17 protein-coding genes and 2 pseudogenes are annotated in these 21,650 nt (G+C 56.2%); 11 read left to right on the forward strand and 8 right to left on the reverse strand.

Annotated elements, in window-relative coordinates:
- Positions 1–292: 292 nt before the first annotated feature.
- Complete coding sequence (locus tag ROG8370_RS17345; RefSeq protein WP_170925287.1) at positions 293–1,201, reverse strand: LysR family transcriptional regulator; 909 nt, start codon at positions 1,199–1,201, stop codon at positions 293–295.
- Positions 1,202–1,326: 125 nt separating this feature from the next.
- Here ROG8370_RS17345 and ROG8370_RS17350 point away from each other — a divergent pair, with 125 nt between their 5' ends.
- From ROG8370_RS17350 to ROG8370_RS17390, 9 genes are all read left to right on the forward strand, one after another.
- On the forward strand, positions 1,327–2,430 hold the full coding sequence (locus ROG8370_RS17350; protein ID WP_212580109.1) for an ABC transporter ATP-binding protein: 1,104 nt from the start codon (positions 1,327–1,329) through the stop codon (positions 2,428–2,430).
- A 64-nt stretch (positions 2,431–2,494) separates the two neighbouring features.
- Positions 2,495–3,574, forward strand: coding sequence for a polyamine ABC transporter substrate-binding protein (locus ROG8370_RS17355; protein ID WP_170925288.1), 1,080 nt, complete (start codon positions 2,495–2,497; stop codon positions 3,572–3,574).
- 72 nt (positions 3,575–3,646) lie between these two features.
- On the forward strand, positions 3,647–4,534 hold the full coding sequence (locus ROG8370_RS17360) for an ABC transporter permease (protein ID WP_085828424.1): 888 nt from the start codon (positions 3,647–3,649) through the stop codon (positions 4,532–4,534).
- Entirely contained in the window at positions 4,534–5,343 is an 810-nt protein-coding gene (locus ROG8370_RS17365; protein WP_085828425.1) for an ABC transporter permease, read from the forward strand. Before ROG8370_RS17360 ends, ROG8370_RS17365 begins: the two co-directional genes overlap by 1 nt.
- A complete protein-coding gene (locus ROG8370_RS17370) occupies positions 5,336–6,148 on the forward strand; it encodes a maleate cis-trans isomerase family protein (protein WP_085828426.1) in 813 nt (270 codons plus the stop codon). Before ROG8370_RS17365 ends, ROG8370_RS17370 begins: the two co-directional genes overlap by 8 nt.
- Before the next feature lie 13 nt (positions 6,149–6,161).
- The gene (locus ROG8370_RS17375; protein WP_085828427.1) at positions 6,162–7,307 is read left to right on the forward strand and encodes a M24 family metallopeptidase; all 1,146 of its coding nucleotides are present in this window, start codon (positions 6,162–6,164) and stop codon (positions 7,305–7,307) included.
- A gap of 60 nt (positions 7,308–7,367) precedes the next feature.
- Positions 7,368–8,132: an N-formylglutamate amidohydrolase gene (locus ROG8370_RS17380; RefSeq protein WP_085828428.1), complete on the forward strand. Its 765-nt coding sequence runs from the start codon at positions 7,368–7,370 to the stop codon at positions 8,130–8,132.
- Positions 8,129–9,517: an aldehyde dehydrogenase family protein gene (locus tag ROG8370_RS17385; RefSeq protein WP_085828429.1), complete on the forward strand. Its 1,389-nt coding sequence runs from the start codon at positions 8,129–8,131 to the stop codon at positions 9,515–9,517. Before ROG8370_RS17380 ends, ROG8370_RS17385 begins: the two co-directional genes overlap by 4 nt.
- Complete coding sequence (locus tag ROG8370_RS17390) at positions 9,514–10,659, forward strand: iron-containing alcohol dehydrogenase (RefSeq protein ID WP_085828430.1); 1,146 nt, start codon at positions 9,514–9,516, stop codon at positions 10,657–10,659. Before ROG8370_RS17385 ends, ROG8370_RS17390 begins: the two co-directional genes overlap by 4 nt.
- Positions 10,660–11,707: 1,048 nt before the next feature.
- On the opposite strand, the pseudogene tnpC (ROG8370_RS17395) reads toward ROG8370_RS17390, so the two are convergent.
- Positions 11,708–12,787: pseudogene (gene tnpC / locus ROG8370_RS17395) on the reverse strand (IS66 family transposase); the annotation flags it as partial.
- Here tnpC (ROG8370_RS17395) and ROG8370_RS17400 point away from each other — a divergent pair.
- Complete coding sequence (locus tag ROG8370_RS17400; RefSeq protein ID WP_245827477.1) at positions 12,776–13,609, forward strand: ATPase, T2SS/T4P/T4SS family; 834 nt, start codon at positions 12,776–12,778, stop codon at positions 13,607–13,609. The pseudogene tnpC (ROG8370_RS17395) and the gene ROG8370_RS17400 overlap by 12 nt on opposite strands.
- A gap of 185 nt (positions 13,610–13,794) precedes the next feature.
- Here the strand turns inward: ROG8370_RS17400 and ROG8370_RS21085 are convergent.
- The 5 genes and pseudogenes from ROG8370_RS21085 to ROG8370_RS17425 all read right to left on the reverse strand — a co-directional run bounded on the left by ROG8370_RS21085 (position 13,795) and on the right by ROG8370_RS17425 (position 19,036).
- Positions 13,795–14,431, reverse strand: a pseudogene (locus ROG8370_RS21085) (CoA transferase subunit A).
- A gap of 48 nt (positions 14,432–14,479) precedes the next feature.
- Positions 14,480–15,364 (reverse strand): beta-keto acid cleavage family enzyme, encoded by an 885-nt coding sequence (locus ROG8370_RS17410; protein WP_085828431.1) that lies wholly within the window; start codon positions 15,362–15,364, stop codon positions 14,480–14,482.
- A 56-nt stretch (positions 15,365–15,420) separates the two neighbouring features.
- Positions 15,421–16,359, reverse strand: coding sequence for a TAXI family TRAP transporter solute-binding subunit (locus ROG8370_RS17415; protein ID WP_085828432.1), 939 nt, complete (start codon positions 16,357–16,359; stop codon positions 15,421–15,423).
- 32 nt (positions 16,360–16,391) lie between these two features.
- Positions 16,392–18,269 (reverse strand): TRAP transporter permease, encoded by a 1,878-nt coding sequence (locus ROG8370_RS17420; RefSeq protein WP_085828433.1) that lies wholly within the window; start codon positions 18,267–18,269, stop codon positions 16,392–16,394.
- Between the two features lie 50 nt (positions 18,270–18,319).
- A complete protein-coding gene (locus ROG8370_RS17425) occupies positions 18,320–19,036 on the reverse strand; it encodes an SDR family oxidoreductase (RefSeq protein WP_085828434.1) in 717 nt (238 codons plus the stop codon).
- Between the two features lie 145 nt (positions 19,037–19,181).
- Between ROG8370_RS17425 and ROG8370_RS17430 the strand changes: the two genes are divergently transcribed.
- Complete coding sequence (locus ROG8370_RS17430) at positions 19,182–19,916, forward strand: GntR family transcriptional regulator (RefSeq protein WP_085828435.1); 735 nt, start codon at positions 19,182–19,184, stop codon at positions 19,914–19,916.
- 320 nt (positions 19,917–20,236) lie between these two features.
- Here the strand turns inward: ROG8370_RS17430 and tnpC (ROG8370_RS17435) are convergent.
- Positions 20,237–21,650, reverse strand: a 1,414-nt coding sequence (gene tnpC / locus ROG8370_RS17435; protein ID WP_245827479.1) for an IS66 family transposase, incomplete at its 5' end; no start/stop codon positions are given.

Raw genomic sequence — 21,650 nt, forward strand, 5'->3', positions numbered from 1 at the left:
TCCGACCAAAAACGCTTCTTCTGACCCTTCTTGCCCGCCATATCCGCCCTCAAGATGTCCACTATCAATAGTGGACACTTATCAACACACTCTATGAAATGTCAGAGCAGCGAGGCCGGACGCTTACGGTTTTTTGAAGCGTGCGAACAGCATTGGGCGACCAAAACCGGTACGGTGCGCTCTCCGCATCCTCTCGGACTTGAAACAATTGTTGGCCGCAATAAAGAGATCGCAAATGCGCAACGCGAAAATGCCACCAGGCAGGGTCTTGCCCCAACCCTCCGATGTCAATTCAACCATGCTCACACAGAAGGCGAAGCTCATTTTCCAACAATATGGCAAACGCCTTTTCTAGCTCAGACAGCGGAGAAAAAGCGGGCGTAATCAAGCTGATGTCAAGGCAAACCTCCGGCAGGAACTTACGGAATACAATTTCAGAAGAATTTGGAGCGAAGGTTTCATAGTTGCGAATATTGATCGCATCCACAAAACCAACCAATTGTGTATTCCTGATCAGGGTGAACTGGGGAACAAAAAGGTCACTGTAAAGCCGAACCTTCATCGAGCAACCCGCGTCACGAAACAACTTTTCGATTTCTTTGTGCAACGGGTGGTCTGGGTTGATATTCGCCAGTTCCGTATTGTGCAGGTCTTTAGGCGTAATCACGTCCTTTCTTGCGAGCGGATGGTCAGCCGCCATGACGCAGCTCACAGGCAAATGAAATGTCTCGACATTAATAAAGGGATCCTCGGTATACCATTCTGCCAGACCAATTCCGGTCTGATGATTGGATATCCAATTCACGACATTGGGTGTGGGCCACGACATGACGGATACTGTTACAGCGCTTTCTTCCCCTACAAAACGGCTGATCAGAGAGGGAAGAAAAAACAGCGTTGGGCCGGGAATCGACAGGACGCGCAGGTCGCCTACGCGCAGGTTACCATAGTCTTTAAGGTGGCGTTGTGCGTCATTGATCTGGTCAAGCAATGACCGGGCGACGTTCTTGAGGTATCTTGCCTCTGGCGTCGGCACCAGTCTGCCTTTGCGGCGATCAAATAATACGACGTCAAATTCCTCCTCCAGGCTCTTTATGATCTTGCTGACCGCAGGCTGGGTCACGCCGATTTCTTCGGCGGCTTTAGACACGAGCCCACTGTCCATAACAGCACTGAACGCCCTGAGTTGCCTTAGGTCCATGCGGTCCTCCTTGTCCAGTCTCCACTTCAGACCATAACTCATGGGAATACACTATGGCAAAATATGAATTTTACTCCTTACCCGATTTCCGGCACAGTTTTTGATAACAACAGATGGGAATGGTTATGGGTGTTTCGGAAACACGGCTGGGCGCACGGGTCGAACTGGACGGTTTGTGCAAATACTATGGTGACTTCGTCGCCGCCGACGCGGTTTCTCTGGACATTCAAGCAGGCGAATTCATGACGTTTCTCGGCCCCAGCGGCTCGGGAAAATCCACGACTCTCATGATGATCGCGGGCTTTACCATCCCCTCGGCCGGCGATGTACGTCTGGACGGATCGTCGATCATCAGTCAGCCGGTTCATACTCGCAATGTGGGTATGGTCTTTCAGAACTACGCCCTGTTTCCGCATCTCAGCGTCGAGCGCAATGTCGCCTTCCCGCTGGAGATGCGGAAGGTTCCTCGCAATGAAATCGCCGAACGGGTAAAAAGGGCGCTTGAGCTTGTGCGCTTGGATGGGTTCGCCGAACGCCGCCCCAAGCAACTGTCCGGCGGACAGCAGCAACGCGTCGCTCTTGCGCGCGCAATGGTATTTGAGCCTCCGGTTCTGCTTCTGGATGAACCGCTAGGCGCATTGGACGCCAAGCTCCGCGAAGAAATGAAGTTCGAACTGAAACAACTGCACCACAAGGTGGGCGCTACGATCCTTTTTGTGACGCATGATCAGGAAGAGGCGTTGACCCTTTCCGACCGCATTGCCGTTTTCAACGGCGGGCGGCTTGCCCAGGTTGGCTCACCCGACGCTCTCTACAATGCGCCGGAAAACCGCTTTGTTGCCGACTTTATCGGCGAAACAAACCTGCTCGAGGGCAAGGTCGATGCCGTCCGGGATGGCTCGTGCCGGGTAACCATCGAGGGCGTTGGCGCGATGACGGGCAATCTTCGGGATGGTTTCGAAAAACCGACCAACACTGCGACCTACACATTGCGCTTGGAAAACGTGCTGTTGGAGAACGAGGCGGACGGCGCAGACAATGTTTTCGATGGAACGATTGAGGAGTTTCTGTTCGTCGGGAATGCACGAAAATACCTGATCCGCCTCTCACCGAACTTGACGATTACGGCACGCGTGTCGACCCAGCGGCAATCCAACGGGTTGAACCCCGGAACGAACATTCGTGTCGGCTGGAACACCGCTGACATGCTGCTGGTGGACGCAAAGTAGCGCGAAAGTGGAGGTCCGGTCACTTTCTAAGACAATAACCGGACAACAAAACATGGAGGACATCATGACGTTTACAAGACGGAAATTTCTGAAAAACTCGGCACTATCAAGCGCAGCCCTGGGGGTCGGCGGATTTGGCAGCCTTCTCGGGACGGCGGCCTCTGCGCTGGATCTGTCATCGCTGAATGGCAAGCAGTTGACAGCCGTGTCGTGGGGCGGCGCGTACCAAGATGCGCAACGCAACGCTTGGTTCACACCCTTTGCGGAAGCCGCAGGGGTTGAGCTTTCTGAGGACACCGATCCAAGTAACGCCCGCATCATCTCGATGGTCAAGTCCGGGAACGTCAACTGGGACGTCTGCGACGTTGGGCTCGAGCAGGCCTTTTCCGTTGGCGAGCAAGGCTATCTTGAGCCGCTGGATTACGACGTGATTGATACAACCGGTTTTCCCGAAGGTTTTGTGACGAAATATGGGATCGGCAACATCACATGGTCTACGGTGCTTGCCTATCGCGAAGACGTGATCACGGGCGAAAAGCCAAGCTCGGTTGCCGACATCTGGGATACAGAGCGCTTCCCGGGCAAGCGGACACTGCGGGACTATCCGCTCGATAACTTGCCTTGGGCGCTATTGGCCGCCGGCCTGAAGAAAGAGGAAATCTATCCTCTGACCGAAGAGAAGCTCGCCATGGCCTTCGCCAAGATGGACGAAATCAAGGACGAGGTCGTCTGGTGGACCGGCGGCGCGCAGCCCGCTCAGTTGCTGTCAACCAACGAGGTCTCGCTTGCGCAAGTCTGGAATGGACGTCTGGGCAACCTGATCGACGAGGGCATCCCCGTTGCGATCCAGTGGGAAGGCGCGCAGATGCAGGTTGACGCCTGGGCCGTTCCGAAAAACGCGCCGAACAAGGAAGTCGCGATGGCCTTCATCGCCTGGGCCAGTCAGGCGGCGAATAACGCGCGTATCGCTGCGGAAATCGCCTATGGGCCGGTCAACAAGGCGTCCATTCCGATGGCTTCGGACAAATATGCGTCGATCCTGCCGACGACCCATTTCGACAAGCAGTTGATCTGCGACTTCAACTACTGGGGGCCGAACTTCACCGACGTTCTGGAGCGTTGGCAGGAGTGGCGTCTGAGCTGATCGACCCACACCCGGGGCTCCGCCCGCTCCCTGCGGGGCCCCGGGGTGACACACTGAAGGAACACCCAGATCATGGACCTAACAGCCAATGCCCTGAATGCCGACGAATTTCGTCGTCTGAACCGCCGAGAACAGTGGGTTCAGATGAATTTCCTGGTGCCATGCCTGCTTTTTCTGGTTCTTTTCTTTTTCGTCCCGCTGGCAATGTTCCTGTCCAACGCCTTCTTCGATCCCGGCTTCACATTGGAGCACTTCGAGAAAGCGTTCACTCGGCCGCTCTACATGAAAACTCTGGTCAAGACGCTAAAGCTGTCGCTGACCACGACAATCGTCTGCGTTATCTTGGCCTATCCCGTCGCCTTCGTAATCACCCATACGAGCGGGAAGGTCAAAACCGCCATCCTGATCTTGGTTCTGATCCCTTTCTGGACCAACATCTTGGTTCGGATGTTTGCTTGGCTGGCCATTTTGGGCCGCAACGGTGTGATCAACTCGAATCTTATTGCCATAGGTGCGATCGATGAACCGATCTCGCTTTTGTACAACTATTTCGCAGTCGTGTTGGGCATGACCCATTACATGCTGCCCTTCATGATCCTGCCCATCTATTCGGTGATGGCCGCAATACCCGCGAACTTGACCGATGCCGCCGCAAACCTTGGGGCAACACCGTTCCGGGCCTTTCTGCGGGTGTTCCTGCCCCTCAGCCTTCCCGGCGTGGGGGCGGGGTGCCTTTTGGTCTTCATCCTCAGCCTGGGTTTCTTCATCACTCCGGCGCTAATGGGCGGAGCAAAGGACACGATGTTCGCACAGATCATCGAGATCCAGATCAACCAGATGCTGAACTGGGGTTTCGCCGCGGCCCTGTCCACGATCCTGCTGGTGCTGACCATCATCCTTTACCTGATTTACGACCGCCTGCTTGGCGTGGACCGGATTTATGGCAAGGAGGGCCACTGATGAACATGAACGGCCCGCTGACCCTGCCGAAGGCAATCCTTTATCTCTTCGTCTGCCTGGTTCTCTTCTTCCTGATCGTGCCCAATTTCATTGTGGTTCCAATCTCGTTCAATGAGTCCTCGTTGCTGTCGTTCCCACCAGAAGGGTTTTCGCTGAAATGGTATGCTCGGTACTGGGAATTGCCTGGTTGGGTTGACGCCACTGTGACCAGCTTCGTGGTCGCGATACTGACGGCCATCACATCCGTCGTGATCGGCAGCTTTGCCGCCTATGGCCTAGTGCGTGGCAGGCTTGTCGGCGGCAAGATGCTGAGTTCGCTGTTGATGCTGCCGATCATCATACCGTCGCTTGTGACCGCCATCGCTTTGTTCAATGTGCTGTCCTATCTCAAACTGACGGGCACATTGGCCGGGTTCGTGATCGGCCACACAGTTATCGCCTTGCCCTTCGTCATCACGATCATGACGGCATCCTTGCGCTCAATCGACATGACCGTCGAAAATGCTGCCCGCAACCTTGGTGCCAGCCGCCTTATGACAATCCGGCGTGTGACCATGCCAATGGCGATGCCAGGCGTGATTTCCTCAGGTCTCTTCGCGTTCCTTATTTCCTTTGACGAACTACTCATCGCGCTTTTCATCTCGAGCCCGCAAGTCGCGACCTTGCCGAAGAAGCTCTGGGAAGGCATCCGCTTCGAGATCGAGCCGACCCTGGCCGCGGTCTCCACGTTGCTTGTCATGCTGAGCCTGCTCATTCTGGCAGTTGCAGGCCTGATCCAACTGATCCGGGAGAAACGTGGCAATGGCTGACAATGTACCCTTTCCCGTCTCAGAAGCATCAAACGCAGAGATCCGGGTTCGTCCTGTAAAGCCAATCCTCGACCAGATCTGGAAAGCGCGAATTGGCATGGTTGATCTGGCCTCCGGCCTGACCGGCGAGGAAGAGATGCACGCCATCCTTCCCGACGACGTGCTTCTATTGACGACCCGTGTGCTCAACAGCAACACCATCTCGCTCTCGGCGCTGTCCGATATGCAGGCAGACATGGCGCGGGCGGTGGGTACGATCACCCCCGAAGAGCCGCTGGATGTTGTGATCTATTGCTGCACCTCGGGGACGATCGCCATCGGCGAAAACCGCCTTGGCGCATTGATCCAATCGGTGCGACCCGGCGTGGCCTGCACCAACCCCTTCACGGCCGCTGTGGAGGCCTTGCGCCATATCGGCGCGAAACGGGTATCTCTTCTCGCCCCCTACACGGTCGAAGTGACGTCCTATATGCGCGACGCCTTTCAGAACAAGGGAATCGGGATTCCGCATGTCACGACTTATGGACTCGAAACCGACGCCGAGATTTGTCAGGTGTCACACGACGACATCCTTGCGACAGCCCGCGAGCAGAGTCTGCAGGGTGCCGACGCACTGTTCATCAGCTGTACCGGGTTGCGGGTCGTCGGTCTGATCGAAGAGATCGAACAAACACTGGGGCTTCCAGTAATCACCAGCAACCAGGCCATGGCGTGGCATGCCTTGCGGCTGGCTGGCTATGATCGCAACCTGAACGGTTTTGGCCGACTTGGGCACCTCGTCCTGGATACAAATCTCAACACTTGAATAGGCACTTACAATGAGCAAGCAGCTTTTCTTTTCGCAGTCTGTATTTGAGAATCGCCATCGCGAAATCCAGGCGGTCATGGCAGAGGTCGGGGCAGATATTCTTCTCATCGATCAGCCTGAGTTCATTTTTCATCTGATCGGTTATGCGATGTCCGAGGGTTTTCAGCAGTTTTGTGTATTGCCTCAATACGGCGCGCCTCTGATGATTTTGCGCTGCGTGGACGAGGGAACATGCCATGAATATGGCGATGTCGCCCCGCAAAATGTCATCGGCTACCCTGACTGGGCAAACCCGGTCGAGATATTGAAGGCGGAGCTTTCCAAACGGCCCCTGAAGCATGGAACGATCGCGATTGATCGCGATTCCTACAACATGACCCTGAACCGTTTCGATGCATTGCAGGCCGCTTTTCCGGAGTCTTCGTTTGTCGACATCTCGCAGCCTTTGCGGGAAATGCGGTCGATCAAGACTGAGGAAGAGATCGCCTACTTGAAAAAAGCGTCGGAGATAGCCGACGACGGTATTGAACTGATCCTGAAGGAGTTCCGCAGCGGGCTTTCCGCACGCGACTGTGTCGCGATGGCGGCAAAACAGATAATCTTAAGTGGCGGCGATGCGGGTGTCATCGGCCCCGTCACTCGGGCACTTGACGACAGCAAGATGCACGCGCTGGTCGATGACGAACCACTCAAGGAAGGTGACCTTCTACACGTAGAAATGATCCCACAGTATCTGGGCTATTCTGCTCGCCTAATGCGCCCCGTTTATGTTGGGGAACCAGATCCAGAAACCCGTGAGCGGGCCGAGCGCATAGTAGCGCTTCAGGACCAGCAGATTGCGGCTATGAAAACCGGCGCGCGCGCCAGCGATGTAGACCACATCTTGCGTGACGGGATGCTGAAATCAGGGCTCAAATCCAAATACGACAATATTTCAGGCTATAGTCTTGGCTACTATCAACAATTCACCTGCCGATCGAGCGACTTCACCTATGTGTTTCGCCCCGAAGACGACTGGGAGCTTAAGCGCAATATGGTGTTTCATATGTACACTGTCGCGAACGGGCTTGCTTTCAGCGAAACCGTGGTTGTGAGCGATGGAGGTGGAGTCAGATTGACCGAGGCACCGCGCAAGCTCCTCAACGTAAACGGTTGAATCACTTTGGTTCCAGTCGTTTCTGTAACGAACCCTAGAAATACATTTCGGTGATCTGAATTGGCATTAAGCTATACACAAGTCGACAATTTAGATGGCACCGGACCCATAGTCTTTGCATGTGAACATGCTTCTCAATTCGTCCCCGACGAATACGGCGATCTTGGACTGTCCGAAGCGGAGATAAACTCTCATATCGGCTGGGATCCCGGTGCCTATGACCTTGCCTTTCATCTGGCACAAAGGTTCGACGCGCCGCTCATATCATCGAAGATTTCCCGCCTCGTTCTGGATTGCAATCGCGCCCTCGACAGTTCGACACTTATTCCTGAACAAGGTGACGGGTCACCGGTCCCGGGGAATAAGGGCCTTTCAGCCCAGGAAAAGGCAAGACGGATCGCACAAATCCATCAGCCCTTTCACGCCAAACTGAGCGAGGTGATTGAAGCCAAGACAAGCACGGAAATGAGCCTTCCGGCGCTTGTTTCAATTCACAGCTTCACTCCGGTTTTCAACGGTAATATCCGTTTGACCGAATGCGGGTTTCTACATGGCCGAAGCGACACTCTGGCCCGGACTTGTGCTGAACAGGGAAGTCGCGACGGCCGTTATGTCACCCACCTCAACCAACCATACAGTTCAGCAGATGGAGTGCTCTACACCATAGACCGTCATGGAAGCACCAATGGCATGCCAAATGTCATGATCGAGGTTCGTAACGATCTGCTCACCGATCATGACGCTGTTGTGCGCGTGTCTGGCTGGCTGGCTAAGATTTTTGAGCAAGCCCTTGTGATCCCCTCCTATCGAACTGAGTCAAAATGAAACAGAATCAACTCCTAAGATGCATATCGCCAATTGACGGATCGGTCTTCGCCGAGCGTGAAACGCTATCGAAAGAGGCGGCGTTCACCTTGGCTTCGCGTGCGCGCGCGGCGCAAGCGATCTGGGCCAACCGGCCCGTGCAAGAGCGTATTGATCTGGTTCTGGCGGGCGTGGCCGCCGTCGGGGCGATGAATGATGAGATAGTACAAGAGCTGGCGCATATGATGGGGCGTCCCATCCGCTACGGTGGTGAATTCGGCGGCTTCAACGAACGCGCCAACCATATGGCAGCCATCGCACAAACTGCATTGGCAGATATCGCAGTAAGCGAGGATGAAAATTTCAAGCGCTATATCAAACGTGTACCCCACGGCGTGGTCTTCGTCGTCGCGCCCTGGAACTATCCTTATATGACCGCCATCAACACAGTGGCACCTGCGCTCATCGCGGGCAATACGGTTGTACTCAAACACGCCACACAAACGCTTCTCGTAGGCGAACGGATGGCACGGGCCTTCCATTCGGTCGGAATTCCCGAGGACGTGTTCCAGAACGTCTTCCTAAGCCACGATGTGACCAACGACCTGATCGCAGACCGCGCCTTCGACTTCGTGAATTTCACCGGATCTGTCAGTGGCGGGCAAGCGATGGAGCGCGCGGCCGCTGGCACCTTTACCGGGGTCGGCACGGAACTTGGAGGCAAGGATCCCGGCTATGTCATGGAGGATGCTGATCTGGACGCAGCTGTAGACACGCTCATTGACGCAGCCATGTTCAATTCCGGCCAATGCTGCTGCGGGATTGAAAGGATCTATGTGCATGAGAGCCTGTTCGACGAATTTGTCGCCAAGGCGGTTGATATCGTAAAGGGCTACAAGCTGGGCAACCCACTGGAGCCGGAAACGACGCTGGGGCCGATGGCGCATACTCGCTTCGCCAATGAAGTGCGCACGCAAGTAGCCGAGGCAATCGCCGGCGGTGCCGTGCCTCATATCGCCCCCTTTGCCGAAGATGACGGCGGCGCCTATCTCGGCCCCCAAATCTTGACCAACGTCACCCACCAGATGCGGGTGATGCGTGATGAAAGCTTTGGCCCGGTGGTTGGCATCATGCCCGTCAAGGACGACGATGAAGCCGTCGCGCTGATGAACGACAGCGAATTTGGCCTGACTGCCAGCCTCTGGAGTGACAACCTGGATCGCGCGGTGGCTGTGGGGGATCGAATCGAGACGGGGACCGTGTTCATGAACCGTGCCGACTACCTCGATCCCGGCCTGTGCTGGACCGGTTGCAAGAACACTGGACGCGGGGGCGGGCTGTCCGTCATCGGCTTCCACAACCTGACACGCCCGAAATCCTACCATTTGAAAAAGGTGACATCATGAACCTTGCCGGAAACTGGTCCTATCCGACCGCAATCAAGTTCGGCGCGGGCCGGATCAAGGAACTGCCAGACGCCTGCGCTAAGGCTGGCATTCGAAATCCCCTTCTGGTGACGGACAAGGGACTAGCCGATCTGCCGGTGACGCAGGCCACCTTGGACATCATGGACGCCGCCGCTCTGGGGCGCGCCATGTTCTCGGAGGTGGATCCAAACCCCAATGAGACCAACCTTCATGCGGGAGTCGCAGCATACACGTCTGGCGGGCATGACGGGGTGGTTGCTTTCGGTGGCGGCTCTGGCCTCGATCTCGGAAAGATGGTCGCTTTCATGGCCGGGCAGACCCGACCGGTCTGGGACTTTGAGGATATCGGCGATTGGTGGACCCGCGCCGATGCAGCCGCCATCGCCCCGATCGTCGCCGTCCCGACCACAGCGGGAACCGGCTCGGAAGTGGGCCGCGCCAGCGTGATAACCGATTCCCAAACCCATGTGAAAAAGATCATATTTCATCCCAAGGTCCTACCCTCAGTGGTGATCTGCGATCCAGAAATGACTGTGGGGATGCCGAAATTCATCACCGCCGGCACTGGGCTTGATGCCTTTGCCCATTGTGTCGAGGCCTTCAGCAGCCCGCATTATCATCCGATGAGTCAGGGCATTGCACTGGAAGGTATGCGCCTTGTGATCGAGAATCTGCCCCGCGCTTATGCGGATGGCACGGATATTGAGGCCCGCGCCAACATGATGAGCGCCGCCGCCATGGGGGCTACGGCCTTTCAGAAAGGGCTTGGCGCGATCCACGCGATGAGCCACCCCATTGGAGCGTATTTTAATACCCACCACGGTACCACCAACGCCGTTTGCATGCCTGCGGTGCTAGATTTCAACGCCCCCGTCATCGCGGGCAGGTTTGAACAGGCGGTTGGTTACCTAGGGATTTCGGGCGGATTCGACGGGTTTCGCGCCTTCGTGCAAGAGTTCAATGATCAGATGGGCATACCTCGGCGACTAAGCGATCTGGGCGTGACCGAGACCGCAATCCCCGACCTGGTCAAGGGGGCGATCATCGACCCGAGCTGTGGTGGCAATCCGATTGAACTGACCGAAGACAACCTGACCACCCTGTTTCACGCGGCGTTTTGAAGATCATGCCTCTGACTTGAGCGCTCTTGTTCCATTTTGCGATTGCAGCCGGAGGTGCGCGCAACGAAACCAAATGAAGGATTTGGACGGATCACCGCTGCGCATAGTCGGTCCAAAGCGTCATGCTTACTGAATTGACGCTTCAAGTATCGGTTTGAGTTCTCAACAAAGTTTGCTTTTGGGAATCCGTCGATTGGTCATTTGTATCGTCGAGTATCCACCTGCGGATTGATAGGCAGTCAGAGAAGCCTTTCAAAAGCAGTTTATCCTAAGTGTCTCAGTCTACGAAGGCCAAAGTCACATAGCTCGCTGAAGAACAGGGAGTTTTCAGGCAGCACATTTCAGAAAGCCGCATGTCGGTTTGTACCCCAGCAGTGATCTTTCGGCACGTTCACCATCCGGTTCACAATTGGGCTAAATTGGCCCAACTTTAGCCAGTGGCTGGTTTAAATAACCGCGTCCCGGTGCGGCATTGAATGGCCAGAGTGGGAAAAATGACGAGCCCGCGCCATCTATTTCGTATTCGTGCCTCAGTTTTGTCTTTCTAAAAGAAGATTCGTTTCGCGCGCGGCTCTGCACTCTCTACGTCATCGGCATTAATTGCCAACGCCATGAAGGCCAGGGAAAAGGGAGGCTGACCCTGCCGCCTGTCAAGCGATGCTTCGAAACCGACACGTCAAGACTGTGTTGTTCCGTAAGCGATGCGCCGACCTCACCGTCCAGAAGATTTCCTGCGTTCGGGATTGCTAGATTTTCGTGTTTTCGTCGCGCAGTCCTGTTGCGTATACGCCGGGACTTAGTTCGCAGAGAGCAACTTGCACTGTCTCTCCCGTTTTCTTCTTCAGATCATAAATGCTGGAGGTGTAGAATCCACGGTTGTCAGGATCAGGGATGGTGAACTGATATCCGGTCGAGTTTGTTTAGAAGTTTGCAACGTTTCTGACGATTTCAACGCCTTTGATACCTTCAAATTCCGCACCTCCCCATATGATTTGCCAATCATCGTGGGGCGGATTTGGTCTTACTGCTCTCTTTGTGGCTTTTGGCGTCAGTCCATTTTCCAAGGCAACAGTTCCTCAATTTGGCTTTGCCTGTGCCCATTGATGATGGCGGTAAGGGTTTTGGCCAGGTAGCCGTGTGGTTCGATCCCGTTCAGGGCGATGGGACGGATGGCGCGTTCGACGGGATTGTTGTCGATCTCTATACGCCCGTCGCCGAGGAACAGACACAGCCCGCGCCAGTATTTGGCGATGTATTTCAAGGCCTCCCCGGTTGGGGATTTGGTCGATACGCGGGCGCGACTTTGGGCGAGCCAAAGCTCCAACTTTTCGATGATGGGTTTTGAGTGTTCCCGCCGTGCTGCGTGGCGTTGTTCGGCAGTCTGACCGCGCAATTCTTTTTCGATGCGATAGAGCGCCTGGATTTGGGCCAGACCTTCCTGCGCGATTGGTGCGGCGCCAGATTGGGTGACATCATGCAGCTTGCGACGGGCATGGGCCCAACAATAGGCCAGTGTCACATCCTGCGCCGGGCGTTTGAGCAGGCGGTTATAGCCTGCGTATCCGTCCACCTGAAGGGCGCCGCTGAAGCCTTTCAAAATAGTGTCTGCATGCTGGACGGAGCGTCCAGGGGCATATGTGAAGGCGACGCCAGGTGGATCATCACCGCCCCATGGCCTGTCATCGCGGGCCAGCGCCCAGAAGTAACCTGTTTTGGTGCGTTTTCGTCCCGGTGCCAGGACCGGTGCAGGTGTTTCGTCCATGAAGAGCTTGGTGGAGCGCTTCAGATCCGCCATCAGCGCCTCATAGACAGGGGTCAATTCAAACGCTGATTTACCGACCCAGGCGGCCAGGGTCGAACGATCCAGATCGATCCCTTGGCGGCTGTAAATTTGTGCCTGCCGATAAAGAGGCAGGTGATCGGCGTATTTGGAGACCAAAACATGGGCCAAAGTGGCCTCAGTCGGCATGCCGCCTGCAATGATGTGGGCGGGTGCCGGGGCCTGGGTGATCCCGCTTTCACAGGATCGACATGCGTATTTGGGGCGACGGGTGACGATCACCCTGAACTGGGCGGGGATGATGTCCAGCCGTTCGCTCACATCTTCGCCAATGACATGACGCTCGCCCAAGCTCGGGATCTTGCAACATCCATTGCCAGGGCCACCCACGGACAGATCAGCGAGAAAAAGCCGCTCGTCTCCGGCAAGATCGAGATGAACGGCAAGCCGATCCGGGCACAGGTCGTCTATCCGCCCGTCGTGGATGGCGGGCCGTCGATCACCTTGCGCCGCTATAGTGAAGACCAACTCACCTTGGGCGACATCGGTCTGTTGAACGGTGCACTGGTGGACCTGGACGCCGAACGACAGGCAAAAGCCGAACGGGTGATCGCGCTGACCGAGGCGGGGAATATTCGAACCGCCATGAAACTTTGCATCGACGAGCGGTTGAACATAATGATCAGCGGCGGGACGTCCACGGGCAAAACGACTTTTGCTCGGGCGCTTCTCGCGCTGGTGACCGAGACGGAACGTATCGTGACCATCGAGGACGCATTCGAGCTCTTTCCTCCGCAGCCCAATCGCGCGATGCTCAAGGCGGACCGTATCCCCTCAAGTGAACGCACCGCGGCCAAGTTGCTGGAGACCTCTTTGCGCATGCGTCCTGACCGGATCATTCTTGGTGAGCTGCGCGTCGATGAATGCAAGACCTTCCTCGACGCGATCAACACGGGTCATTCAGGCTCATTTACCACAATTCACGCCGATACCGCGCAAAAGGCGCTCGACCGCCTTGCCCTCATGGTCATGTCGGTGGGCATCAATATGAGTTTTGAGGAGGTAAGGCGCTATGCCGCGTCCAGCATCGATGTCGTGGTGCAGCTTGGTCGGAAGGACGGGAGACGTGGGGTCGAACAGGTGTGGGTGCCGGGCAGCCAGAGCCCCTGAAGCAATCTGCTGGTCGACGTACGATGTGACCTTTAAGCTGCGGTGCTGCAAACGATGCTCCCGCCTGGTAAACGAAAGTAACTTGGTTACACGTAGTGACCATCCAGCGAAAAACATGAATAATCTGGGGTCGCAAGACAGGATTGACCCACAGACATAGCGGCTGCTTCTTTAATGCCGCGCGCTCAGCCCTCATTGCAGACATTCGCGCACAAAGTGGCATGGTGACTGAAATTACGGTTTGCATCGCAGACCAAACGAGCGGCAAGTTCTAGAGGGGCAGAACTCGCCATGGTCGGATTGAAGTTTTGGGCGGTCAGCGTGTAGATGAGATTTCCCAGATAGTCAGCTTGCTGCGCGGCAATCAGCGCGACATCGGCCTTAAGCGGCGTTTCCAAAAGATAGGCGCGGTTTTCTACGGTGACGACCTGTTTGTCTTTGGAGACTTCCGTTCCCAGCCCAGTTGCCGTCAGAACCCCGCCCAGACCCACCCCACCGGCACGAATGCGTTCGCATCAGGGTGCCCTGCGGAACGAGTTCAATCGAGATTTTCTCTTCGATCACACGGGTCTGCGTCTGCGGGTTTGTCCCGATATGTGACACGATCAGGTGCGACACACATCCGGCTCCTATCAATTTGCCGATGGCGTACCCTGGCATCGCTGTATCATTGGCGATTATGGTCAGGTCGGACAGGTTTCGCGCGACGAGCGCGTCAATCATACGATGCGGGCTGCCTACGCCCATGAACCCGCCAATCATGACGCGCGCGCCGTCTTGCACCTGAGCGGCTGCCTCTGCTGGGGAGAGAACCGGTTTCATGAGATTGCTTTCATGACTGTGACGTCAGGCCAGTTGCGGAGCGGGGTACTAAGCCGTGTTCGCCAGGCCCAATATTTGGCGCGCGTCGTCTGGCGTCGCGACACTGCCCCCCAGCATTGTGACAAGCTGCTTTGCCTTGGCAACCAGCTCTCCGTTGCCTTTGGTCAATCGTCCCCGTGAAATGTAAATGTTGTCTTCCATACCCACGCGAACATGCCCACCCGCGATATAGGCAGCGGCGACAACGGGGAATTCCATGCGCCCTATCCCAAAAGCAGCCCAGTTCGCAGCCTCCGGCAACAGATTTCGTGCGTAAAGCAACGTTTCCGGGGCGGCATTAAATCCGTATTTGGCCCCCATCACCAATTGGAACAAAGGCGGTGAATCCAATGTTCCTTCCTCAAGCAGATCACGCGCAAGATGCAAGTCACCACTGTCGAAACATTCCAGTTCGGGCAGAACCCCCGCCTCGCGTATGATGCCCGCCATTACGCGCAGATTATCCGGTGTGTTGATCACGACCGAATTGCCTGAATACATCGTGTTCAGGTCCAGAGTGCAGATATCTGGTTTCAGCTCGGCGATATGTGCGACACGCGCCTCGGGCGGCATGAGCGTGGACCCCGCGTCCGCGACGCGCGGATTACCGGGAGTGGGAACAAACCTGCCGCCGGGCCCGGTTGTGAGATTGATCAGGATCTTCGAACCACTGGTCCGGATGCCATCGACCACCTCTCGGTAAAGCCCAAGATCCATGCTGGGACTTCCGGTCTTGGGATCACGGACGTGGATATGCGCAATCGCGGCTCCTGCTTCTTCACTGTCCAGAACAGCTTGGATGATTTGTCCGGGCGTAATCGGAAGTTCAGGATGCTGTTCCGGCTTAACGATGTTGCCCGTTACGGCAGCGGTAATAATTACCTTGGATTGCATGACTTTCTCCGATCAGTTCAAAAGTGTCCCGCAGGCAAGGCCCGCGGGACATCAATTTATTGCAGCACACCAACTTCACGGTAGTAGCGTTCGGCACCGGGGTGCAGCGGCACACCGATATCCTCGGCCATTTGTGCCACGTCGACATTTTTGAGCGCGGCGACGGCGACGGCGACCTCTGACATGGTCTCGGCGAGGTCTTTGGTGATGTTGTAGATCAGTTCTTCATTCTGATCACAGCCCGTCATGATATGGGTGCCAAAAGCGGCGGTCGGAATGTCTTCTTCCTGGAACGGATAACTGCCTGCAGGGATGACATAGGGGCGGAACCCTGCATTCTGCGCAGTAAGTTGCGCGACATTTTCTTCGGGAATAGGCAGAAGCTTTACATCCCGCGATGCAGCAATATCCATCACAACACCCGCCGGGACCGTGGTTGTCTGGATGAAACCGTCGACCTGGCCGTCTTTCATCATGTTGGCCTGGTCGGACATGGAGGCGAAATTGACCTTGGACAGATCGTCATAGGTTACACCGAATGTGCCCAGAACCATTTGAGCCGTCACTTCTGAGGCGTTTCCGCGCGGATTGACCGACATGGCGCGGCCTTCGAAATCGGCGAGGCTATCCATCTCCATATCAACCGCGACGGCCTGCACAATAAACTGATAGAGCTTGGCGATGTTGCAGACATTGGTAACGGCGGTATCGAAGCTGCCGACCCCATTGATCGCATCGACAGTTGAAATCGAACTGCCAAGTGCCAATTGTGCCTGACCGGTTTCGACGGCAACAACGTTGGACAGGCTGGCGCCCGGGCGCACCTGAATGGAAAGGTCGGGCTGGCGCTCGGTTATTTGCGACGACATCGCGGCGCCCATAGGGAACCAGGTGCCGCCCTGGCTTCCGGTCAGGAAAACAAGGTCTTCCGCCTGTGCCGCGGTCGATGCCGCCGTAAATACAGTTGCTACCGCAATTGATTTGATAAGTTTCATTAAGTTACTCCTCCGGTTGGTTTGGGAATGCGTCAGATGGCATCTGACGTTGGGGTTGATTGTTTCGGGGCAGCTCTGCGGCGCAGAACCTGCACGATCAGAATGATGGATGTGCCGCACAGCCCCAGAACGTCGAACCAGACGCCGGGCATCATCAGCACCAGAGAGAATGCCACAAGCGTCAGGCGTTCCAGCAGGTTGCAGCGCGTCAGAAAGAAACCGTGTAGTCCCGCCGACAGGCCGATCACACCGATCAGGGCGGTAGAGACCGTAATCAAGATCTGCATCCCCGTTCCAATCAGCAACAACGGCAGACCGAAGACGGCCATGAACGGCACCACGTATCCGGTCGCGGCCAACTTCAGTGCAGCGATGCTGGAAGGCAGCAGCTTGCCACCAGAGATGCTGTTGGCGGCGAAGAGGCTGATCGCAACCGGCGGCGTGATGACTGAAAGGCTGGCGAAATAGAGCACGAAGAGATGCGCAGCTTCCAGCCGGACCCCCAGTGCAACGAGGCCTGGCACGAGCAATGCCACCTGCACGATATATGCGGGTGTCGTCGGCAATCCCATGCCTAGAATGACCCCGGCTATGGCTGTCAGCACAAGTGCAAGCACCAGGTTGTCGCGAGCAGCGGCCGAAACAAGCTCTGTAAACTCGATGCCGATACCGCTGAAGCCGATCACACCAACGACGATCCCTGCCGAAGCGCATGCCATGATCACTTGCAGAGAATTGCGAATCCCCGAGGTAACGGCATCAACAAAATTGGCAAGCGTAACCGCGCTGCGTGTCTCGCGCCGCAATGCTGCGATAGGAAAGACCGATGCCGTACCGATCAGGGCCGCATATGGCGCGCTGTAGCCCACAAGAAGGGTGCCAACAATAATGACAAGCGGCAGTATCTGGTGGCCGCGCTTGAAGATCACCTCGCGCAGCTGTGGCAAGTCGGCCCGGTCCATGCCGCGCAGGTTCATCCGCTTGGCTTCGAAATGGATCGCGAAGAACACCGCAACGAAATAGAGCATGGCTGGAACAAGCGCGATTTTCAGCACTGTCAGATAGCTAACCCCCATGAACTCGGCCATGACAAAAGCCGCTGCTCCCATGATAGGCGGCATTATCTGCCCGCCGGTCGATGCAACGGCCTCGACCGCACCGGCGAAATGTGGCTTGTATCCCAAACGCTTCATCAGAGGGATCGTGAAGCTGCCCGTGGTCATGACATTTGCAGTGGAACTGCCGGAAATGCTTCCGAACAGCGCGCTGGTCAGGCAGGCCACCTTGGCCGGACCGCCGGTCGATGCACCTGCAATCGCCATGGCGAAATCGATGAACAATTGCCCGGCACCGGATTTCTCGACAAATGCCCCGAACAGGACGAAGAGCGTGATATACGTGGCCGAGACGCTGATCGGTATGCCGAGAATGCCTTCGGTCGTCAGATAGTTGACGTCAACGAGGTAGGGCCAGCTTAGATTGGCGCTGAACATACCGAACGCAAGAAAGCCGATAGCCACCAAGGGCAATGCGATGCCTATTGTCCGCCGCGCCGCCTCGAGCACCAGCAGCATAAAGGCGGTGCCAAAGAAGAGGTCAATGGGTTTGAGCGCCGCCACAAGTGCAAAGCGGCGCAGGATGTAATCTTCGGCGACAAACAGGTACCCGATGACTACGATGGTCAGCGCGACCAACCCAGCGTCAAGAATTCGCGATGGCAGGAACAGGGACGACTCCTTGCTCACCAGCGGAAACAGGATGAAGACCAGTGTCAGCCCAAATAACAAATGCGTTCCGCGAAATACAAAGACCTGCGGCGCCCCGACAAGCACCACCCATACGTGAAATGCCGCCATGGCAAGCATTATAGGCGTCGCGATCATTCCGTATTTCGAAATAGCTTGTTTCATTCTTATTCTCCCTATGGGGTCATCACCGGTTCGACCCGGCCCATGTGCGCTCAGACCGGCGCGCGCCCGGCAGTCAGGCCGCCGCATACATAAAGAACCTGCCCGTTCACGAAACCGGCCTGTTCCTGCAGAAAGAAGCTGACAGCATTCGACACATCCTTGCCAGTACCGATGCGTCCGGCAGGAATGGCATCTATGATCGCCTGCGTTTCAGGCTCATCCGCGGGGTTGTTCCGGAAAAACGCCGTGGTGCCGATCGTGCCAGGTGCGACGACGTTGGCCGTTATGCCCAAAGGTCCCAACTCGATCGCCCAAGTCCGCGCAAGGCCGACCAGCGCTGCCTTGCTTGAGGCGTAAAAGGTGCGCCGTTCCTTACCCAGAACTGTCCGGCTCGCGGTATTAACGATCCGACCGAACCCGTCCGCGCGCATGGCCGGCAAAACTGCCTTGGCGCACAGCATAGCCGAACGCAGGTTGAGATGCATTATCGTGTCAAAATCGTCGAAGTCCAGATCGGCCAGTAGGGAAGGTTTCACGATCCCAACGTTGTTGACAAGGCGGTTGATCTTCCGCCCTTCGGTCACCTTGGCCAGCACTGCCTCTGTCGCTGTACGGTCCAGAAGGTCCACCTGATGGAATTCGACCCCGCTCATCTCGGGCGCGGCAATGTCCAGAACAATCGGCGTAAGACCGTCCTCGATAGCTCTTTGAGTGATCGATGCGCCTATGTTCAGGGCACCTCCTGTAATCAGAACGTATTCGGACATGATGGTTTCGGACCTCAATCATAAGTGTGATAACACTTGTAGGATGGTGTGGTCACAACTGTCAACAAGTTTGATTATTACTTGCTGTCGGCGTTGATTTCAGAATAGACTGAATGAATAATTCCCTTCATAAGAAGAGCGCCAAATGATTGATGCAAAAACACAAAAATCGAAGGAGACCACTCAAGACGCGATCTATCGGCGCATCCGTCAAAGCCTTCTGACGGGGCAAGCCTCACCCGGTGAGACGCTCAGTATCCGTCGGCTCGTTGAAAGATTTGATGTAAGTGCAACACCTGTGAGAGATGCGTTAAGTCGTCTCGAGGCCGAATTCGTTCTGGTAAGAGGCCCCAACAGAGTTCTGATGATTCCCAATTTGTCCGTCGGGGAACTAAAAGACATCCACCGCCTAAGAGCTGCGATTGAGGGCCTGTCGGCAGAACTTGCAGCCGATCGCGCCACATCCGATGAAATCAAGGAGGTGTCGGACCTATGCGATGCTATGGATGCCGCTTTGGCCAAGGGTGACGCAGACACCTACCTTACCCTGAACTGGGCATTTCACAGGTCCATTTACAAAGCGGCTCACTCAGATGTGGCGCTACATGTCATCGAAAACCTATGGCTCCGGTCCGGGCCTTATCTCAGGCTTCCCGTCTTGATAGACGCGGCAGAGCAACCATCGCAAAGTCGGCAACGCTCAATGCAGTTTCATCGTGCCTGCTTGGCGGCATTGCAAACAGGAGACGCCGATGCGGCGAGAGACGCAATCCAGTCCGACATTGCGGCTGCCTCGGACGAACTCTTTCAGTACATGAAGGCAGCGCATGCAGCAGAAGTCGACAATTGGGTCCCGGATCTGAGGATTCCATCCAAATAATCGTGTCGTGAGGCAGGCACATCTTGGTGGAACGGCAAGTTGAAGTATTGGTCACCGCTTCGGCTAAGTTGAGTTTCCTTATCGAAGATCGGTACCTATATACCCTTCCCTGAATCTCGTAGCCCTATAGGTTTTTACCTGCGCGTTGCCGATTTTGCGTAGATGCCGTGCAAATACGTATGCCCTTAGGTAAATTGTGCGGTCCCAGCTCTCGTGGGCCGTCAGGAGGCCGACGGCAGAATTGCCTTCATCCAAACACCAAAGTTCTCTATTAAACACCGCCAATCAAAAGTAAGCGTTAGCTGAAGATCACCAGCGGGTTAGCTTGACGGCGCAAATTTCCACGGCAGAAGGTCGTCAAGGCGGCTTTGCGGGTGTCCGTTGGCAATCGCTGTCAGCGTTGCCTTAAGGTAGGCGAAGGGTTCGATGCGATTGATTTTGCAGGTCTCGACCAATGAGGCGATGCGGCCCCATGCAATGCCGCCTTCGTCGTGCCCGGCAAAGAGGGCGTTCTTACGATTGATTGCGATCGGGCGGATCAGGTTTTCGACCCTGTTGTTGTCAATCTCGAGACGACCATCGGTCAGGAAGGTGTGCAGCCCGTTCCAGTGATTGTGGATGTAGGTCAGCTTTTCGCCCAGCCGAGACTTGCTGGAGATCTTGCGGCGTTGCGCCTGCAGCCAGTCGCCGAAGGCTGCGACCAGCGGGGCGCTGCGGGCCTGGCGGGCTGACAATCGCTGGCCGGGGTCGATACCACGGATATCGGCTTCAACGGCATAGATCTGGGCGATGCGGCACAGGCCTTCGGCGGCGATCTCTGAGCCGTCGCGGTCAAAGACTGCCTTCAGTTTGCGGCGCGCGTGTGCCCAACAATGGGCCACGCGAATGGGGTCGCCGCCCCTGCGCGCGGGTTTGGTCAGTCGGTTATAGCCTTGATAACCGTCGATCTGCAGGATGCCGTCAAAGCCGGTGAGGAAGGCCTCGGCATTCTCGCCCGCCCGACCGGGAGCATAGAAGTAAACCACACCGGGTGGGTCCTCGCCGCCCCATGGTCGATCATCACGGGCAAGCGCCCAGAGATAACCGGTTTTGGTTTTACCGCGACCCGGGTCCAGCACCGGGGCCGTGGTTTCATCCATGAACAGCTTGCCGGATCGTTTCAGGTCTTCAGCCAACCGGTCCACCACCGGCTTCAGGTGGAACGCGGCCTTGCCGACCCAATCGGCCAGCACCGCAGGGTGCAGATCAAGACCCGCCCGCGCCACTATCTGGCTCTGGCGGTATAAGGGAAGATGATCCGCATACTTGCTGACCAGCACATGAGCGATGGTAGCCTCGGTCGGCAGGCCGCCCATGATTAGATGCGATGGCGCTGATGCCTGAGTGACCCCATCGGTGCAGGTCCGGCAGGCGTATTTCGGGCGCAGGGTGACAATCACGCGCAACTGGGCAGGCACGATGTCCAGCCGTTCCGTGCGGTCTTCACCGATCTTGTGCATGGCACCACAGCCGCAAGGGCAGATCAGGCTGTCAGGCTCGATGACCTCTTCGATGCGCGGCAGCGCAGCGGGCAGGTTGCCGATGGTGCGCTTTGGCGCAGGTTTGGCGAGAGTGTCCGACCTTCTGTGTATGAGTAATTTGGCCCATGCTTCCAAAACGAAGGAGCATGATGACAATGACGATTTCCAAAGAACTACTGGATGAGCTGCTGAGCGGCGTTGAACGGCCAGAGGA

This window comes from Roseovarius gaetbuli (assembly GCF_900172365.1).
GTDB classification, from domain to species: domain Bacteria; phylum Pseudomonadota; class Alphaproteobacteria; order Rhodobacterales; family Rhodobacteraceae; genus Roseovarius; species Roseovarius gaetbuli.

Excerpts from the sequence above, each read along its gene's own strand:
- ROG8370_RS17345 (WP_170925287.1), bottom strand. The coding sequence starts at position 1,201 with ATGGACCTAAGGCAACTCAGGGCGTTCAGTGCTGTTATGGACAGTGGG.
- ROG8370_RS17350 (WP_212580109.1), top strand. The coding sequence starts at position 1,327 with ATGGGTGTTTCGGAAACACGGCTGGGCGCACGGGTCGAACTGGACGGT.
- ROG8370_RS17355 (WP_170925288.1), top strand. The coding sequence starts at position 2,495 with ATGACGTTTACAAGACGGAAATTTCTGAAAAACTCGGCACTATCAAGC.
- ROG8370_RS17360 (WP_085828424.1), top strand. The coding sequence starts at position 3,647 with ATGGACCTAACAGCCAATGCCCTGAATGCCGACGAATTTCGTCGTCTG.
- ROG8370_RS17365 (WP_085828425.1), top strand. The coding sequence starts at position 4,534 with ATGAACATGAACGGCCCGCTGACCCTGCCGAAGGCAATCCTTTATCTC.
- ROG8370_RS17370 (WP_085828426.1), top strand. The coding sequence starts at position 5,336 with ATGGCTGACAATGTACCCTTTCCCGTCTCAGAAGCATCAAACGCAGAG.
- ROG8370_RS17375 (WP_085828427.1), top strand. The coding sequence starts at position 6,162 with ATGAGCAAGCAGCTTTTCTTTTCGCAGTCTGTATTTGAGAATCGCCAT.
- ROG8370_RS17385 (WP_085828429.1), top strand. The coding sequence starts at position 8,129 with ATGAAACAGAATCAACTCCTAAGATGCATATCGCCAATTGACGGATCG.
- ROG8370_RS17390 (WP_085828430.1), top strand. The coding sequence starts at position 9,514 with ATGAACCTTGCCGGAAACTGGTCCTATCCGACCGCAATCAAGTTCGGC.
- ROG8370_RS17400 (WP_245827477.1), top strand. The coding sequence starts at position 12,776 with ATGACGCTCGCCCAAGCTCGGGATCTTGCAACATCCATTGCCAGGGCC.
- ROG8370_RS17410 (WP_085828431.1), bottom strand. The coding sequence starts at position 15,364 with ATGCAATCCAAGGTAATTATTACCGCTGCCGTAACGGGCAACATCGTT.
- ROG8370_RS17415 (WP_085828432.1), bottom strand. The coding sequence starts at position 16,359 with ATGAAACTTATCAAATCAATTGCGGTAGCAACTGTATTTACGGCGGCA.
- ROG8370_RS17420 (WP_085828433.1), bottom strand. The coding sequence starts at position 18,269 with ATGAAACAAGCTATTTCGAAATACGGAATGATCGCGACGCCTATAATG.
- ROG8370_RS17425 (WP_085828434.1), bottom strand. The coding sequence starts at position 19,036 with ATGTCCGAATACGTTCTGATTACAGGAGGTGCCCTGAACATAGGCGCA.
- ROG8370_RS17430 (WP_085828435.1), top strand. The coding sequence starts at position 19,182 with ATGATTGATGCAAAAACACAAAAATCGAAGGAGACCACTCAAGACGCG.